This is a genomic window from Bradyrhizobium sp. FW305-F6, from assembly GCF_058782905.1.
This window is the reverse complement of the sequence record NZ_JBYSYD010000003.1, coordinates 429,743-445,108: the sequence shown is the minus strand read 5'-3', so window position 1 is coordinate 445,108 and position 15,366 is coordinate 429,743. Positions and strand designations below refer to the sequence as shown.

General features: G+C 65.2%; 12 protein-coding genes. 2 read left to right on the top strand and 10 right to left on the bottom strand.

Features of this window, described 5'->3' with window-relative positions; translation table 11 throughout:
• Window positions 1–49: 49 nt before the first annotated feature.
• Window positions 50–622 carry a hypothetical protein gene (locus tag AC3WLX_RS22570; RefSeq protein WP_492337629.1) on the bottom strand — a complete coding sequence of 191 codons (573 nt, stop codon included), beginning with the start codon at window positions 620–622 and terminating at the stop codon, window positions 50–52.
• Between the two features lie 179 nt (window positions 623–801).
• Here AC3WLX_RS22570 and AC3WLX_RS22565 point away from each other — a divergent pair, with 179 nt between their 5' ends.
• The gene (locus tag AC3WLX_RS22565) at window positions 802–1,188 is read left to right on the top strand and encodes a VOC family protein (RefSeq protein WP_291624384.1); all 387 of its coding nucleotides are present in this window, start codon (window positions 802–804) and stop codon (window positions 1,186–1,188) included.
• A 40-nt stretch (window positions 1,189–1,228) separates the two neighbouring features.
• On the opposite strand, the gene AC3WLX_RS22560 is transcribed toward AC3WLX_RS22565, so the two are convergent.
• On the bottom strand, window positions 1,229–1,726 hold the full coding sequence (locus tag AC3WLX_RS22560) for a hypothetical protein (protein ID WP_492337628.1): 498 nt from the start codon (window positions 1,724–1,726) through the stop codon (window positions 1,229–1,231).
• Between the two features lie 253 nt (window positions 1,727–1,979).
• On the opposite strand from AC3WLX_RS22560, the gene AC3WLX_RS22555 reads away from it, so the two are divergent.
• The gene (locus tag AC3WLX_RS22555) at window positions 1,980–2,333 is read left to right on the top strand and encodes a GrlR family regulatory protein (protein ID WP_492337904.1); all 354 of its coding nucleotides are present in this window, start codon (window positions 1,980–1,982) and stop codon (window positions 2,331–2,333) included.
• On the opposite strand, the gene AC3WLX_RS22550 is transcribed toward AC3WLX_RS22555, so the two are convergent.
• From AC3WLX_RS22550 to AC3WLX_RS22515, 8 genes are all read right to left on the bottom strand, one after another.
• Entirely contained in the window at window positions 2,334–5,021 is a 2,688-nt protein-coding gene (locus tag AC3WLX_RS22550; protein WP_492337627.1) for a PAS domain S-box protein, read from the bottom strand. It abuts the gene before it with no gap.
• Window positions 5,022–5,186: 165 nt separating this feature from the next.
• Window positions 5,187–5,981, bottom strand: a complete 795-nt coding sequence (locus AC3WLX_RS22545) for an NUDIX hydrolase (RefSeq protein ID WP_492337626.1) — start codon at window positions 5,979–5,981, stop codon at window positions 5,187–5,189.
• 4 nt (window positions 5,982–5,985) lie between these two features.
• Window positions 5,986–6,939, bottom strand: coding sequence for a dihydrodipicolinate synthase family protein (locus AC3WLX_RS22540; protein ID WP_291624375.1), 954 nt, complete (start codon window positions 6,937–6,939; stop codon window positions 5,986–5,988).
• Between the two features lie 132 nt (window positions 6,940–7,071).
• Window positions 7,072–7,950 (bottom strand): SDR family oxidoreductase, encoded by an 879-nt coding sequence (locus AC3WLX_RS22535; RefSeq protein WP_492337625.1) that lies wholly within the window; start codon window positions 7,948–7,950, stop codon window positions 7,072–7,074.
• A gap of 122 nt (window positions 7,951–8,072) precedes the next feature.
• Window positions 8,073–8,933 (bottom strand): MaoC family dehydratase, encoded by an 861-nt coding sequence (locus AC3WLX_RS22530; protein WP_492337624.1) that lies wholly within the window; start codon window positions 8,931–8,933, stop codon window positions 8,073–8,075.
• A gap of 206 nt (window positions 8,934–9,139) precedes the next feature.
• Window positions 9,140–9,529, bottom strand: coding sequence for a Zn-ribbon domain-containing OB-fold protein (locus tag AC3WLX_RS22525; RefSeq protein ID WP_492337623.1), 390 nt, complete (start codon window positions 9,527–9,529; stop codon window positions 9,140–9,142).
• Entirely contained in the window at window positions 9,529–10,686 is a 1,158-nt protein-coding gene (locus tag AC3WLX_RS22520; protein WP_492337622.1) for a thiolase family protein, read from the bottom strand. Before AC3WLX_RS22520 ends, AC3WLX_RS22525 begins: the two co-directional genes overlap by 1 nt.
• Window positions 10,687–11,623: 937 nt before the next feature.
• Window positions 11,624–15,115, bottom strand: a complete 3,492-nt coding sequence (locus AC3WLX_RS22515; protein ID WP_492337621.1) for an indolepyruvate ferredoxin oxidoreductase family protein — start codon at window positions 15,113–15,115, stop codon at window positions 11,624–11,626.
• Window positions 15,116–15,366: the final 251 nt, after the last annotated feature.

The following is a 15,366-nucleotide window of genomic DNA, read 5'->3' as shown; positions in this document are numbered from 1 at the left end:
TGCCAATGACCGCGCAAGGTAACTTTTCCGCTACCGGAACACGCCGCCCTCAGGCACGGCGTGCTGCAGCCAGCGAGCATTTTGCCTGATCCGCATTCACGTTAACGAAGCCGACGGGGACATGCGCGAAGGTCTTGCGGCTCTTCATTTCCACCGGGTCCGCCAGCACACGGCTGCGCTCGGTGAGATGACTGCCGTCGCGTCTCATAAAGGCACACACGATCTCGACATCTCTTACGGCATAGTCATTGTCGTTTCGCAGCGTGAACGTCACCAGCGCTTTGGAGCCGTGTCCGCCGCGGCGCCAGGTCTGAGACGAAATCCTGAGACGACCGAGCTCTGCCGCCGCCGAACCCTGAGCCTCGGACGCCGGCAACGCCAGTGGGGGCGCATCGCCCGAGCGGGGTGCCTCAACAGCCGCCAGATCGTTCCTCGCCGGCTCAGCACTATTGCCTTTGGAAAGCGGCAGCAGCATCCAGATCCCGCACCCGGCGATGATCGCCGCCAGTAGCCACAGGAGGCTTCGGCCAAACGAGACGCTCGCGATCGTGACAGCGCGCGCCACGCGTTCGCCGGTCCCGGCGAAACGCCCCAATCCGATCCGGTCGAGCTTGGCGTTCATATGGTTGCATCACCGATCGCGGCCGAAGCGCATCGACGACGGACGGCCGCAGCTTCCATAATCCGGGCAACGAACTAAGGTTCCCGCGCGTCATGCGAATCGGCAAGGGCGGTGGCGAGCACCGGCCGAGGCCGCTAACATGCGGCGCAACATCGCAAGACCCGTTGGGAGACCATGAAATGCCTTTCGCCGTCACTTGGGATCACGTCCATCTGCGCAGCCCCGATCCGGAGGCCACGGCAGCCTGGCTGCGGGACATCCTTGGCGGCGAGATCGTGCACGCCCCAGGACGAATCGACGTGAATCTTGGCGGGGCCAGGATCTTCATCGCGCCGCTCGAAGGCGATGGCGCAGTCAACCCGCCGCCGCCGCACCCGCATCAGGGCCTCGACCATTTCGGCCTGACCGTGAAGGACATCGACGCCGTGGCGGCCGAGATCAAGGCCAAGGGCGTCACGTTCACGCGCGAGCCGACGACCATCCGGCCCGGCGTGCGCATCTGCTTCATCCGTGGCCCCGAAGGCATCTCCATCGAGCTGCTCGAGCGCGACAATAAGTACACCTAACGCGACGCGGCCTCGTGGGACGACATGAGACCGCGTGGGGCTAGGTCATGCTACCGGGCATGAAGCAGCGGATGGAGACGCCCATGTAGCCGTAGATCGGCCAGACCATGGTGCGCCCCACCCGATTTGGCTCCGAGATCACAGCCTCCTCGGGCACATCGACCCAGACGAGTTCCTGCGGCTGGCCGTCGAGCGCATAGCCGTGGCGCGGGATGCGGACGCGGTAGTGTCCGTCCTTGCTGTCCCAGTCGGAGTCCGAAAGCGCCGAACCGTCGGCATCGGAGCAGCAAGGCCCCTTGCCGCTGCGCAGACTGTCGAACCAGGCCTTCAATTCGGGATTGGTGTTGGCGAACTGCCCGCGGTCGCGCGCGTGCCCCGAGGAGGCTGCGAGCGCGATCAAAGCCAAGACGAACGCCAGCCGCATCAGGTTTCCCCGATCTATCGCGTCGCCGATCCGCCGTTGTTCGCTTTTGCAATTCGTGGGACGCGCACTGTACAGACGCGGCTCATGGCCGCCGGAATCGATCCAGTTGGTCACGTTCGTCTTGCTCCAGCACCCCGCGGCCAGTGCAACAATGGTTATGCATTTCGCGGGCCAATTCTGATTCGCAACGCCGGCCTCGCCTCACCATCAGAGCGTCACGAAGCCGTCACGGACAAGCTGGGACAACTACGGCTCGCAGGCCGCCGCGACCGGCCGGCAAACTCCGCGTTGCGCCAGCGGAAGGGCTTTGGCATAAAAGCCGGACCGGTTACGCCATTGGGCGATGGCGGCCGGCCTGTGGGACGTTATGAAGAACGGCCTCTATTCGATTCACGTGACCCTGCTCGATGGGCGAGTCGGCAAGGGCAGCGGCGTGATTCTTTTCCGCGACGGCAAAATCCTCGGCGGCGATGCCTATCTCTATTATACTGGCAGCTACACGGTGAGGGACAACAACACCTTCAAGGGCGAGGTGCTGGTGCAGCGCCACACCTCGCCTCGCGGCAATGACAATCCGCTGTTCGGCGGCCCTGCCCCGGTCGGCATCGGCGTCACCGGCACCTTCACGGACACGCGCGGGGAGATGACCGGCACTGCGCTGGTCGGCAAAGCCAGCCAAATCTTCGGCGCGACGCTGCATAAACTCGCCGACGCGGACTAGCTACTCGGCCGCCTGCTCGAGCGGCGCCACGCGGGGCAGGATTATCTGGATCCGCGTGCCGCCACCCGGTTCAGAATCGAGATCGAGGCGGCCGCCGAGCCGGTTGGTGACGATGCTGTAGACGATGTGCAGGCCGAGACCGGTGCCGCCCTGATCGCGCCGCGTCGTGAAAAACGGATCGAAGGCGCGGCGACGGACATCGAGCGACATGCCGCAACCATTGTCGGAAAAGATGATCTCGACATTGTCCTTGCCGCACTCCCGCACCTGGATCTCGATCGTCCCGGGCCGGCCGTCGGGGAAGGCGTGCGCCACGGAATTGAGAAACAGGTTGGTCAGCACCTGGCCGTACGGGCCGGGATAGCTGTTCATGGTCAGATCCGGTTGGCACTCGACGTTGAGCGTCAGATTGTGCTTACGCAGGCCCGGTCGCAGGCTCATGACCACCTGCTCGGTGAGATCGCCCAGATCGAAGGTGCGCTGGTCCGAATAGTTGCGGTCGGCGGCGACCTGCTTGAACGACTGGATCAGCTCGGCGGCGCGGTTGAGATTGGAGACGAGCTGCGAGGACGCATCGCGACTGGTACCGAGAAAGTCGTTGAGCGTGGAGCGGCGGAGTTCGCCGCGCTCGACTTCGGCGGTGAAGATCGCGGTCTTGCGCTCCAGCGCGGAGGCGACCGTGAGACTGATACCGACGGGATTGTTGACCTCGTGGGCGACGCCGGCGACCAGGCGTCCGAGAGCGGCGAGCTTCTCCGCCTCGATCAGCGAGGCCTGGGTCTCGCGCAGATTGCGTAGCGCGGTCTCGGCGGCTTCCTTGGCCTTTCGCATCTCCTGCTCGCCGCGCTTGCGCTCGCCGATGTCGAGCGCCACCGTGACGATGCGCTCGATCTCGCCTTCGGCGTCGAGCAGCGGCAGCTTGTTGACGAGCCATTGCCGCATGTTGCCGGAGGCGTCCTGATACTCCTCCTCGTAGAAACCAAGACCTTTTCGATGCTTGAGCACCCGCTTGTCGTTCTCGTCGGTCTTGGCGGCACCGTAGCGCGACATCAGGTCGGCGGTGGTGCGGCCGAGCGCTTCGCCGGGCTCGATGCCGAAGATGCCGGCCATATAACGGTTCATCAGCACGTAGCGCAGATTGCGGTCCTTGACGTTGATGACCGCGGGCACGGTGTCGATGACCTGCTGCAGCAGGCGCCGGCCTTCGGCGATGGCCTCTTCCGCCCGCTTCTGGTCGGTGATGTCGCGCAGCGTGCCCTCGTAGCGGACGATGTTGCCCTGCTCGTCTCGCACGCCCGTGGCGCTGTCGGAGAGCCAGAGAATGTTGCCGTCGCGTTGGCGCACCTGGTACTCGAACTCGCGCACCATGCCGTCGCGCGCCATCAGCCGCTGGTATTCGGCGCGCGCCTCGGGATGGACGTAGATCGTGTGGGTGATGTCGTTGATGCTGTCGATGAGGTGTTGCGGGCTGTCATAACCCATCATACGCGCCAGGGCCGGATTGGCGTTGAGAAGGTCGCCGGCCGGCGTCGTCACGTAGATGCCGTCGACCGATCCCTCGAACAGTTTTCGGTAGCTCTCTTCGGCGAGGCGCTGCTCCGTGAGCGCCCGCACCGCCGCCTCGCGCGCCGTATCGGCCTCTTCCAGCGCGCGGCGGAACACTTCGGCCGCCCGCGCGATGTCGCCGATCTCGTTGTCGAGCTCGGCTGACGGAATCGAGGTATCCTTCCGGCCTGCCGCGAGCGCGCGAATGGATCGCGCGATCTGAGCAAGCGGACGCACCGTCCTGCGTACCACGAACCACGCAGCACCAATGCCGATCAGCACACCGACCGTACCGAGCACGATGCTCTGCCATCGCGCCTCGGTCAGCGTGCGGGCAAAATCGCGCGACAGCACGTGGCCGCGCCGGGAGCTGACCTCGCGCAGCAACTCGGTGACGCGGCCGATCAATCGGCCCTCGGTTCCCAGCACCTCGCGATCGATGTCGGCGATCTGCCGCTCGCGGACGGCCACGGCCATGATCGCCTCGGCATAGTCGTTGACCGCCGACTTCAGCCGGGCATCGCCGATATCGAGGGCCCGCATCCCCTGCGCGGCCTGCTCGGCCGCGGACTGGTTGCGTGCGAGCAGCCCGAGCGCGATCCGGCTCTGCGCCTCGGACAGGCGGGACGCCAGCTCGCGGTCCGCGGTGCCCGCGACGGCCGCGTCGAACTGCTCGCGCAGCGGCGGCAGTCCGGCGAGCAGCTGGGCGCGGCGTTCGATCAGGGTGGAGATCCGCTCCAGGCCGGTGCGATAGGTCGCGAGCCGCTCGGTGACCCCGTCGAGCATGTCCTGCTGCTCGGGCGCGAGCTCGATGCGGGTCTTTTTCAGGATCTCGCTGAGCGTCGATGCCGCCTCGCCCACCTGCTGGAACTGGATGCCGGCGCCGGGGTCCGTGACGAAGTCGCGCGCGGCGAGGCGCAATTCGTTCATGCGGCGGTCGATGTCCTCGGCGAGGTCCCCGACGCTCTGGAGCCGCTGCAGCTCGGCAAAGGTGGTGTCGATATGGCGGATCGCGATCACGCTCGCGGTCGAGGTGACGATGATCACCGCCAGCACCAACAGAAAGCTGCCGAAGGTGAGCTGGCCGATGGAGAGCGAGAAGATTCGCTTTTTCTCAGGGGTCGGCGTCAATTCGGCGGACATTGGTGCGTGTGGGGGGACTGGGCTATCGGAGGCCCAATATACGACGTATTGCAGCCCCGGGGGAACATGCCCCGGGCCACGGAACATCGTTAATATTCTGGACTGCCACCCCTCCTTGCGTCTCGGGGCTATGCGCCCTCCACGTTCGTCCCGGCCAGGCCGGGATCAGCCGGCGGCGCCGACCTCGAACACCTCGCCGTCATAGCCGGCCTCGCGGGGGATGCGGAGCTGGCGGCCGGTTTCGGTCTTGGTCATGACCGGCATGACCGTGACGATGGACAGGCCGCGGGCGTGCTCCAGCGCCGCGCTCACATTTGGCTGCTTGGCAAGACGGATCAGGTTGCGCGTGGTCGGGAATGGCAGCTTGAAGCGGCCGTTCTCGCCGCCCTCCACCGCCTCGCGCGGCGAGACCCAGATCGAGTCGGTGGACTCCAGGCCGTCATGGGCGCCGAGCTGGTCGGGCGGTGCGGCCGCGAGAAAGAACCAGGTGTCGAACCGCTTCGGCATGCCCTCCGGCGTGATCCAGTGCGCGTAAGGCAGGAGCGTGTCGAGCGCGAGCTGGAGGCCGTTCTCGGCGAGGATGTCGAGGAAGCTGACCTTGTGCTCGTTGAGCGCGACGCGATGCGCGTCCGCGATCTCCCCCGCACGCCGGGCATCGACAGGCGCGCCCGTCTGCTTCGAGCGGGCCAGCAGGATGCCGCTCTCTTCAAAAGTCTCGCGGATCGCGGCAATGCGAAACCCGCGGTCGGCTTCGCTCAAGCCTTCGCCGCCCGAATAGAGATCGGCGCGGGCGACGATCTCCTTGTCGCCGGCATCAACGCTGCCGCCGGGAAACACCAGCGCGCCCGAGTTGAACTCGATCTGATGATGGCGAACCATCATGAAGACCTCCAGCTCCTTCGCGCCGTCGCGCAGCAGGAGGATCGTCGAGGCCGGGCGGGATGCTGGTGTCTCGGCCATTCAATTAACCCGCGGCGCTGGATTGCGGGCCGAGATTGGCGCGCTTGTCGAAACGGGCAACCCGCGACAGCAGATAATCGACCTCGGCCTTCGCCGTCGCCGTCATCGTCGCACCGGGCTTGCGCTGCGCGCTGGAGGCGATGATGCCGCGCTTCTGCAGCACGTATTTGCGCACGGTGAGGCCGACGCCGGGCTGCTGCTCGTAGCGGATCAGCGGCAGATGCGCATCGAAGATGTCATGCGCGGCGTCACGCTTGCCGGCCTTGGAGAGGTTCACGACGTCGATCAGGAGCTCCGGGAACGCATAGCCGGTCATGGCGCCGTCGGCACCGCGCTCCATCTCGAAGTCCAGGAACGTGCCGCCATTGCCGCAGAGGATCGAGAGCGGGCGCAGCGAGCCGTCCTTCTGGAAGCCACGCAGCGTCGTGATCTTCTCGAGACCCGGCCAGTCCTCGTGCTTGAGCATCACACAGTTCGGATTGTCCATCACGATCTTGCGGATCACGGCGGGGGTGAACACGACCTGCAAGGTGAGCGGATAGTCCTGCAGCACCCAGGGCACATCAGGGCCGATCGCTTCTGCCGCCTGCTTGAAATAGCCGATGATCTGGTCGTCGGTGCGAAGCGAGGGCGGCGGCGCGATCATGACGCCGGCCGCGCCCGCATCCATCGAGGCCCTCGCCAGCGAACGCATGGTGGCAAAGCCCGGTGCGGAGACGCCGACGATCACCTGCATCTTCTTGGCGCGCTTGACGTAGCGCACCGCCACCTGCTCGGCTTCAGCGGCGTCGAGCTTCGGGGCCTCGCCGAGGATGCCCAGCACCGTGACGCCGTCGCAGCCGACCTCCTCGTAGAAATCGGTCAGGCGGTCGATCGAGCGCTCGTCGATCCGGCCGTCGTCGTGGAACGGCGTCGGGGCGATTGCGAAGGTGCCCTTGGCGTCGGCGGTGAGTTTCATTGGGTCTCTCTGTCCTATCAATTGTCGTCATTCCAGGATGGCCCGAAGGGCCAGGCCCGGAATCCATAACCCCAGCTGGTAATTATGGATTCCGGGCTCGCGACTTCGTCGCGCCCCGGAATGACAGTGTGGCTAAAACCGCCGCGCCCCCATCTTGATCTGCTCCTCGGAGAAAAATATCTCCTTGGCGTGATCGGCGATGTCCTGGGCCTTCCAGCCCGAATGCGGCGGTTTCCAACCGTCCATTTCCATCATCCGCATCTCGCGCACGCCGCGGGGCCCGGACACGCCCAGCACCTTGCCGGTCTGGTCGCCGGACAAGTCGCTGACCATGTATAGCACGGCCGGCGCGATGCCGTCCGGCCCGAGCGCGGCGCCGGGGTTCTCCTTATAGCGGGGCAGGTCTGCGGTCATGCGGGTCAGGGCGCCCGGGGCCAGCGTCCAGATCCGAATGTTGTATTTGCGGCCCTCGATCGCCAGCACGTTGGACAGGCCCCAAATGCCGCCCTTGGCCGCGCCGTAATTGGTCTGGCCGAAATTGCCGATCAGGCCCGATGTCGAGGAGGTGTTGACGATGACGCCGCCGCCGTTTTCCCGCATCCAGCGAAACACCGGCAGGGTGCAACAAAAGGTGCCCTTCAGATGGACCTTGATGACCTTGTCCCAGTCGGCCTCGCTGGCCTTGTGAAAGGTCTGGTCGCGCAAAATGCCGGCATTGTTGACGAGGATGTCGGCGCGGCCGAAATGCTTGATGGCGTCGTCGAACACCGATTGGCCGCCCTCCATGGTGGAGATGTCGGCGCCGTTGGCGACCGCCTTGCCGCCCTCGGCCTTGATCGCGTCCACCACCTGCTGCGCCATGGATGTGTCGGTACCGGAGCCATCGCGCGGACCACCGAGATCGTTGACGACCACCGAGGCCCCTTCCCGCGCGAACAGCTTGGCGTAGGCCTCACCGAGGCCGCCACCCGCGCCGGTGATCAGCGCGACCTTGCCGTCGAGTAGTCCCATGGTGGCTCCTCCCTGTTATGATCGTCATTCCGGGGCAGCGCGCAGCGCTGAACCCGGAATCCAGAAATTGTAGCGCAAGATTCCGGGGTCGCGCTTCGCGCGCCCCGGAATGACAAAGATGGCTAACCCAGCACCGTCTTGCCGTTCTTGATCACGGTCACCCCGCGCGACTTCACCTTGGCTTCGAAGGAGACCACGTTGCCGTCCTTCCAGAGGTCCATGGTCACGGTCTCGCCGGGATAGACCGGGGACGAGAACCGCGCGACGTGCTGGCGGAAGGCGGAGGCGTCGTAATCCGCGTACGTCTGCAGCACGCCGCGGCAGGTGATGCCGTAGGTGCACATGCCGTGCAGGATCGGGCGCGGAAAGCCGGCCTTCTTCGCGAACTCCGGATCGGAGTGCAGCGGATTGCGATCGCCGCAAAGGCGATAGACCAGCGCCTGGTCGGGGCGCGTCGTGATGTCGATGATCTGATCGGGCGCACGGGAGGGGATCTTGTGCGGATCGGACTGGGTCAGGTTCGGCCCGCCGAAGCCGCCGTCGCCGCGGGCAAAGCGCGAGGCAACCAGAGTGGCGAGCTTCTCGCCCTTCTCGTTTTTCAGAACGGTCTGGTGAACGATGACGACGCCCTTGTCCTTGCCCTTGTCGTAGACTTCGAGCACGGAGGAATCGGCGGTGATGTTCGCGGCCACTGGCAGCGGCTGGTGGAAGGTGATGTCGCGCTCGCCGTCGACCACCATGACTCGGTTCAGATTCATCTCGCCGGGCCCGGAGCCCCAGGCCGCGACGGAGGCGAAGGTCGGCACCACCTTCAGCGGACGCGGCGTGAACGTGCCCTCGTTGACGAAGGCGAGTTCGTTCTCGTCCATGGGGTCGGCGCCCAGGCCAATGCCGTAGGCATAGAGCATCACCTCGCGATCGGTGTAGGCGTATTTCTGGCCGATGTTCTTGAGGCCTTTGAGCTCTTCGTATCTGGCGGACATTCTGTTTGTTTCCTCCCGGTCTCTCCGCGAGCAGCGGCGCCCGTTGATGTGCCCTCTCCCCTTGTGGGAGAGGGCAACGAGAGCCGTGCGGCAAACTCATTTGGGTGAGGGGTTGCTTCCGCACGGAGCAATCTCTCTGTGGAGAAAGACCCCTCATCCGGCGCTTCGCGCCACCTTCTCCCACAAGGGGAGAAGGAAGAAGGCAATCAAGCCACGGTGAAAAACGGCAGCGGGGCGCCATCGGTCGGCTTGAACACCACCTTCACCTTCTGACCGATCTTCAGTTTCTCGAGATCGCAGTCGACGAAATTGGTCTGCACCGACGGGCCCTCCTTCAGCGTGACGTAGCCGATGGCGTAGGGGCCGGTCGGCGACTTCCGCATCAGGCTCCAGGTGTAGATGGTGCCTTCGCCCGAGGCTTCTTCCCACACCGTCTTGTCGGAGTAGCAGAACGGGCAGATCGAGCGCGGGAAGTAATGCGCTTCGCCGCAGGCGGTGCAGCGCTTGATCATGAACTTGCCCTCTTTCGCCGCGTCCCAGAACGCTGCGGTCTCGGGGTTCGTCACGGGGGCCGGATATTTCTTCGTGTCGCTCATCACACGCGCTCCAGAATGGCGGTCGAGGCGGCGTGGCGTACACCCAGAAGGCCGCCAGTGCCGTGGGCGATGGCGAGATCGCAGTTCTTGACCTGTACCTTCGGATGCGCCTCGCCGCGCAGCTGGCGCACGGCCTCGAGAATCTTGGTCATGCCGCCGCGGTTGACGGGATGGTTGCTGCAGAGGCCGCCGCCGTCGGTGTTGAAGGGCAACTTGCCGACGCCCGAGATCAGATTGCCGTCTGCGACGAACTTGCCGCCCTCGCCCTTCTTGCAAAAGCCGAGGTCTTCGAGCTGCATCAGCACCGTGATGGTGAAGCTGTCATAGATCGAGGCGTATTTGATGTCCTTCGGCGTGATGCCGGCTTCCTCGAACGCGCGCGGGCCGGACCAGATTCCGGCGGAGTAAGTGAGGTCGAGATCCTTGCCGCCGCGCGGGCCTTTCATCGCCTCGCCATGGCCGATGAGGCGCACCAGCGGCTTCTTCAGGCTCTTGGCGATCTCGGGCGTCGTCACGATCATCGCGCCGCCGCCGTCGGAGACGACGCAGCAATCCATGCGATGCAGGGGATCGGAGATCATCGGCGAGTTCAGCACGTCCTCGACGGTGACGACGTCCTTGAGCATCGCATGCGGATTGTACTGCGCGTGGTGCGAGGCCGCGACCTTGATCCAGGCGAGCTGCTCGGAGGTGGTGCCGTAGTCGTGCATATGGCGCATGGCACACATGCCATAGGCATTGTGCGTGGTCGCGCCGTAAGCCGTCTCGAAGTCGGCCTCGGCGCCGGCGGCGCGCGGCGGCATCGCGCCGGTGCGCGGCTTGCCGGCCAGCGTGACGAGCGCGATCGAGCACTTGCCCGCCGCGATCGCCTCGGCGGCATGGCCGAGATGGATGATGTAGGAACAGCCGCCGGTCTCCGTGGAATCGACATGGCGAAGCTTCTTGGTGTTCAGGCCGAGATAATCGACCATCGGCCAGGCCCCGCCGGGCGCATCGCCCGCGCAGAAATAGCCGTCGACATCGTCCTTGCTGATCCCGGCATCCTCAATCGCGCCCTTGGCGACCTCGGCATGAAGCTGGGCGGTGGATTTGTCCGGCGCGTGCCGGGTCGGGTGTTCGTAGATCCCGGCAATGTAGGCCTTGCCCTTGATGGTCAAACTTCAGGTCTCCGCTCGCGTGTCTCGTGGCGTCGTTTTTCTGAACCGCGGGGGGCGGATTGGCAAGCGAGGAAATATTCCGCCCGGCGAGATGGCGGCGGGTGGCGAAGGAGCCCGTCCAAAGCCAGGCCGTAGACAGGAAGCGCCCCTGCCCGCCGCGTCGTCATTGCGAGGAGCCCTTGCGACGAAGCAATCCAGAGTCCTTCCGCGGAAGGATCCTGGATTGCTTCGCTGCGCTCGCAATGACGGAATTCGCGGAGAACGACGCCGCTTTTTCCTCTCGCAACTGAATCGCAGACACACGCTCGCATCCTCGCGGCGCATCTCGCCCGAGTTTTGCTCCCGTCTTGCTCCCTCGGAAAACAGAGGGCGCAGGGAAGACCGGGTGCCGGCTGGGCACCCACGGTCCGCTGTGCGCGAATTGCGCGAAGACAGGTGCACAGCGGCATACAGGTGCGGCCAAACATCCGGCCTTCCCTGCGCAGTGGTTTGACGGCTTATGTCGCGCTCTCCCCGGGGAGCGATGCACTATTGCCCCCGTCGCCTCGCGAGTGACCCGCAAGACTTGACGCTCAGACCCCGGGCGTCAGGACCACACGATTTTGCCGTACGCGAGACCGCGCCCGTCGTGCACGAGGCAATCGCCCGCGCGACGCCGCCCGCGCCCACCGCCGCTCACCCCGCGTTTCGTGACGATCGCGATACGCCCCTTTGAGAGGGATGAGGTGGCGGATGGATACGACAAATCAGAATTTCGGTAAAGCGGAATGTTTTCGTGCGCACGGATTGACCGATACAATGGGTGTTTTGCCCGACGGGCGGCGCAAGGGATAGTGCTGTAGGGTGGGCAAAGCGAAAGCGTGCCCACGTCTTCTTCGTAGTCAATGGCAGGTGGTGGGCACGGCGCTTTGCGCCTTTGCCCACCCTACGGGAGCGCCTACTCCGCTGCGATCTGCCTGGGTGCGGGGGGCGGATTGGCCAAGTCCGCGGCGAGCTGGGCGTAGCGGGCCTTGGCGTCGGCGACGGCCTTCTCCTTCACCGGGCCGTAGCCGCGGATGCGGTCGGGCAGCGAGAGCAGCTCGACCGCGGTGTCGACCGTGACCGGCGACAACAGGCCGAGCACGGTGGCGACGTCCTTCTCGTAGCCGGCGATGAGGTCGCGTTCGAGCTTGCGGTCGGCGCTGCGGCCGAAGATGTCGAACGGCGTGCCGCGCAGGAACTTGAACTTTGCCAGCATGCGGAAGACGCTGAGCATCCACGGACCGAAGGCGCGCTTTTTGGGACGTCCCAGCGCATCGACGCCGGACGCCAGGATGGGCGGAGCCAGGTTGAAGCTGAACTTGAAGTCGCCCTCGAACTGGTCGCGGAGCTGCTGCTCGAAGGCGCCGTCAGTGTAGAGGCGCGCGACTTCGTACTCGTCCTTGTAGGCGAGCAGCTTGGCATAGTTCACCGCGACCGCGCGCGGCAGCGCATCGCCATAGCCGCCCTTCGCCGCGGCTTCGCGGACCTGATCGACCAGCTTGCGATAACGTCTTGCCAACCGGCCATTCTGGTAGGCGGTCAGGTGCTTGACGCGATGCTCGATCACCTCGTCGAGCGTCATTGCGTCCAGGGCCTTGGGCGGGACGACCTCATCCGTACCCTTCAGCATGCCGGCAAGGCGCGCAGGGTCCGCGACCGCGAGGCGGCCGAGGCGGAAGGCTTCCTTGTTCATCTTGATCGAGACGCCGTTGATCTCAATCGCCTGTTCGATCGCTGCCGCCGACAGCGGAAACAGGCCCTTCTGATAGGCATAGCCCATCATCATCATATTGGTGGCGATGGCATCACCGAGCAGCTGCTCGGCCGGCCTGGTGAAGTCGAAGAACACCGAGTCCTTGTGCAGCGCCGTCTCCAGCACCGCGTTGAGCTTGCGGGTCTGGAAGTTGAAGTCGCGGTTGAGGACGAAGTCGGCGGTGGGAATGACGTGGCTGTTGATGATGCCGCGGGTGCGGCTGGTGTCGCAGAGCGAGATGGTGTCCTTGGCGACCGCAACCACCTCGTCGGCGGCGAGCACGAGATCGGCCGTGCCGGTGACGATGCGCGAGCAGGTCACCTCCGCCGGATGATCCGACAGGCGAACGTGGCTGAGCACCGCCCCGCCCTTCTGCGCAAGGCCCGACATGTCGAGGATCATCGAGGCCTTGCCCTCGATATGGGCGGCCATGCCGAGCAGCGCGCCGATCGTGAGCACGCCGGTGCCGCCGACGCCGCCGACCGCGATGTTGTAGGGCTTGTCGAGAGTCGGTCGCGAGGCCGGCTCGGGCAGCTCGCCGATCTCGCTGAGCTCGGCCGGCGCACGGTGACGCGGCTTGCCGCCGTCGACGGTGACGAAGGACGGGCAGAAGCCCTTCAGGCAGGAATAGTCCTTGTTGCAGGACGACTGGTTGATGGCGCGCTTGCGGCCGAACTCGGTCTCCAGCGGCTCGACCGAGATGCAGTTCGACTGCACCGAGCAGTCGCCGCAGCCCTCGCAAACGGCGGGGTTGATCATGACGCGGCGCGCCGGATCCTCCATCAGGCCGCGCTTGCGGCGGCGGCGCTTCTCGGCGGCGCAGGTCTGCACGAACACGATCGCCGAGGTGCCCTTGAACTCCCGGCACATCTTCATGACGTTTTGCAGCTCGTCGCGATGGTACAGCTTGACGCCGGGCGCGATGGTGTCCGCCGGATAGGTGTCGGGCGCCTCCGAGACCAGGTAGATCTCGCGGATGCCTTCGGCGTGGAGCTGATGCGTGATCTGCTGCGGCGACAGGTCGCCGTCATGGCGCTGGCCGCCGGTCATGGCCACCGCGTCGTTGTAGAGGATCTTGTAGGTGATGTTGGCCTTGGAGGCGACCGCCTGGCGGATGGCAAGAATGCCGGAGTGAAAGTAAGTGCCGTCGCCGAGATTGGCGAAGATGTGGTTCTCGTTGGTGAACGGCGCGATGCCGACCCAGGGCACGCCCTCGCCGCCCATATGGGTGAAGGTCTCGGTCGAGCGGTCCATCCACAGAGCCATGAAGTGGCAGCCGATGCCGGCCAGCGCGCGGCTGCCTTCTGGAACCTTGGTCGAGGTGTTGTGGGGACAGCCGGAGCAGAAATACGGGGTGCGGGAGACCGGCGCCGTCGGGATCATCTGCGACGCCTGGCGGCCGTTGAACCAGTCGGCCTTGGCGCGGAGCATCTCCGCGATCTCGGGGTTGAGGTTGAGTCGAAGCAGGCGCTCGGTCAGCGAGGTCGCGAGCGAGGCGACGCTGAGCTCGGCGGCGAAGGTCAAAAAGCGCTTGTCGTGCTCGTCCATCTTGCCGACGATGCGCGGGCGTACGTCGTCGCGCCAGTTGAACAGCACCTGCTTGACCTGGTTCTCGACGATCTCGCGCCGCTCCTCGACGATGAAGATCTCCTCGAGGCCGACGGCGAACTCATGCACGCCTTCCGGCTCCAGCGGCCAGGGCATGCCGATCTTGTAGAGACGAAGGCCGATTTTCGCGGCGACCTGCTCGGTGATGCCGAGCTCGCGCAGCGCCTGCCGCACGTCCTCATAGCTCTTGCCGGACGCCATGATGCCGAAGCGGGCGTTCGGCGAATCCATGGTGACGCGGTTGACCTTGTTGGCGCGGGCGAAGGCAATCGCGGCAAAGCCCTTGTAGTCCTGCAGGCGTCGGTCCTGCTCGAAGCGGTCGTCGGGCCAGCGCAGATTGAGGCCTCCGGGCGGCAGCTCGAAATCGGTCGGGATGATGAAGGGCTTCATCTCGTCGGTGAGATCGATTTCGGCGGTGGTCTCCACCGTCTCCGTGATCACCTTCATGCCGACCCAGCAGCCCGAATAGCGCGACATCGCGATGCCGAGCAGGCCCATCTCGATCATCTCGTGGATGCTCGAGGGGTAGAGATACGGCATCAAGGCCGACATGAAAGCATGGTCGGACTGATGCGGGACGGTCGAGGACTTTGCGCCGTGGTCGTCGCCGGCAAGGCAGAGCACGCCGCCGTTCTTGGCGGAGCCCGCGGCATTGCCGTGGCGGAACACGTCGCCGCAGCGGTCGACGCCGGGGCCCTTGCCGTACCAGATGCCGACCACGCCGTCGTATTTGGCACCGGGCGAGAGGTTGAGCTGCTGCGAGCCCCAGACCGCGGTGGCCGCGAGGTCCTCGTTCACGCCGGGCTGGAACTTGATGTTGTACTGCTCGAGGTGCTTGCGGGCCGCGAACAGCTGCTGGTCGTAGCCGCCGAGCGGCGAGCCGCGATAACCGGAGATGAAGCCCGCGGTATTGAGGCCGTTGGCGCGGTCGCGCCGGATCTGGGCCATCGGCAGGCGGACCAGGGCCTGGATGCCCGTGGTGAAGACGTGTCCGGTTTCCTGGGTATATTTTTGATCGAGACTGATCGGACCCTGGTTGATGCCCATGCTGTCCTCTTTTGCCGCCCTGTTCCGGACGTGCTGACTTAAGCCGTTGCCTTCCCGTTGTTTTTAGCTAGGGCGCGCCGACCACCGCCGCCACTCTATGTCGGATATTTCATGGACTGCATCACAAATCTGGACCAGGGAGCCCGCCGGGACAAAATCGCAATTTAGTGGCCTGAAATACGCTGGGCGTTTTCAATTTGTGTCACCATACCCCCGGCATCGCGAAATGAATCGATGCTGCCTCGTGCGGG

Excerpts from the sequence above, each read along its gene's own strand:
- AC3WLX_RS22570 (WP_492337629.1), bottom strand. The coding sequence starts at position 622 with ATGAACGCCAAGCTCGACCGGATCGGATTGGGGCGTTTCGCCGGGACC.
- AC3WLX_RS22565 (WP_291624384.1), top strand. The coding sequence starts at position 802 with ATGCCTTTCGCCGTCACTTGGGATCACGTCCATCTGCGCAGCCCCGAT.
- AC3WLX_RS22555 (WP_492337904.1), top strand. The coding sequence starts at position 1,980 with ATGAAGAACGGCCTCTATTCGATTCACGTGACCCTGCTCGATGGGCGA.
- AC3WLX_RS22550 (WP_492337627.1), bottom strand. The coding sequence starts at position 5,021 with ATGTCCGCCGAATTGACGCCGACCCCTGAGAAAAAGCGAATCTTCTCG.
- AC3WLX_RS22545 (WP_492337626.1), bottom strand. The coding sequence starts at position 5,981 with ATGGCCGAGACACCAGCATCCCGCCCGGCCTCGACGATCCTCCTGCTG.
- AC3WLX_RS22540 (WP_291624375.1), bottom strand. The coding sequence starts at position 6,939 with ATGAAACTCACCGCCGACGCCAAGGGCACCTTCGCAATCGCCCCGACG.
- AC3WLX_RS22535 (WP_492337625.1), bottom strand. The coding sequence starts at position 7,950 with ATGGGACTACTCGACGGCAAGGTCGCGCTGATCACCGGCGCGGGTGGC.
- AC3WLX_RS22530 (WP_492337624.1), bottom strand. The coding sequence starts at position 8,933 with ATGTCCGCCAGATACGAAGAGCTCAAAGGCCTCAAGAACATCGGCCAG.
- AC3WLX_RS22525 (WP_492337623.1), bottom strand. The coding sequence starts at position 9,529 with ATGAGCGACACGAAGAAATATCCGGCCCCCGTGACGAACCCCGAGACC.
- AC3WLX_RS22515 (WP_492337621.1), bottom strand. The coding sequence starts at position 15,115 with ATGGGCATCAACCAGGGTCCGATCAGTCTCGATCAAAAATATACCCAG.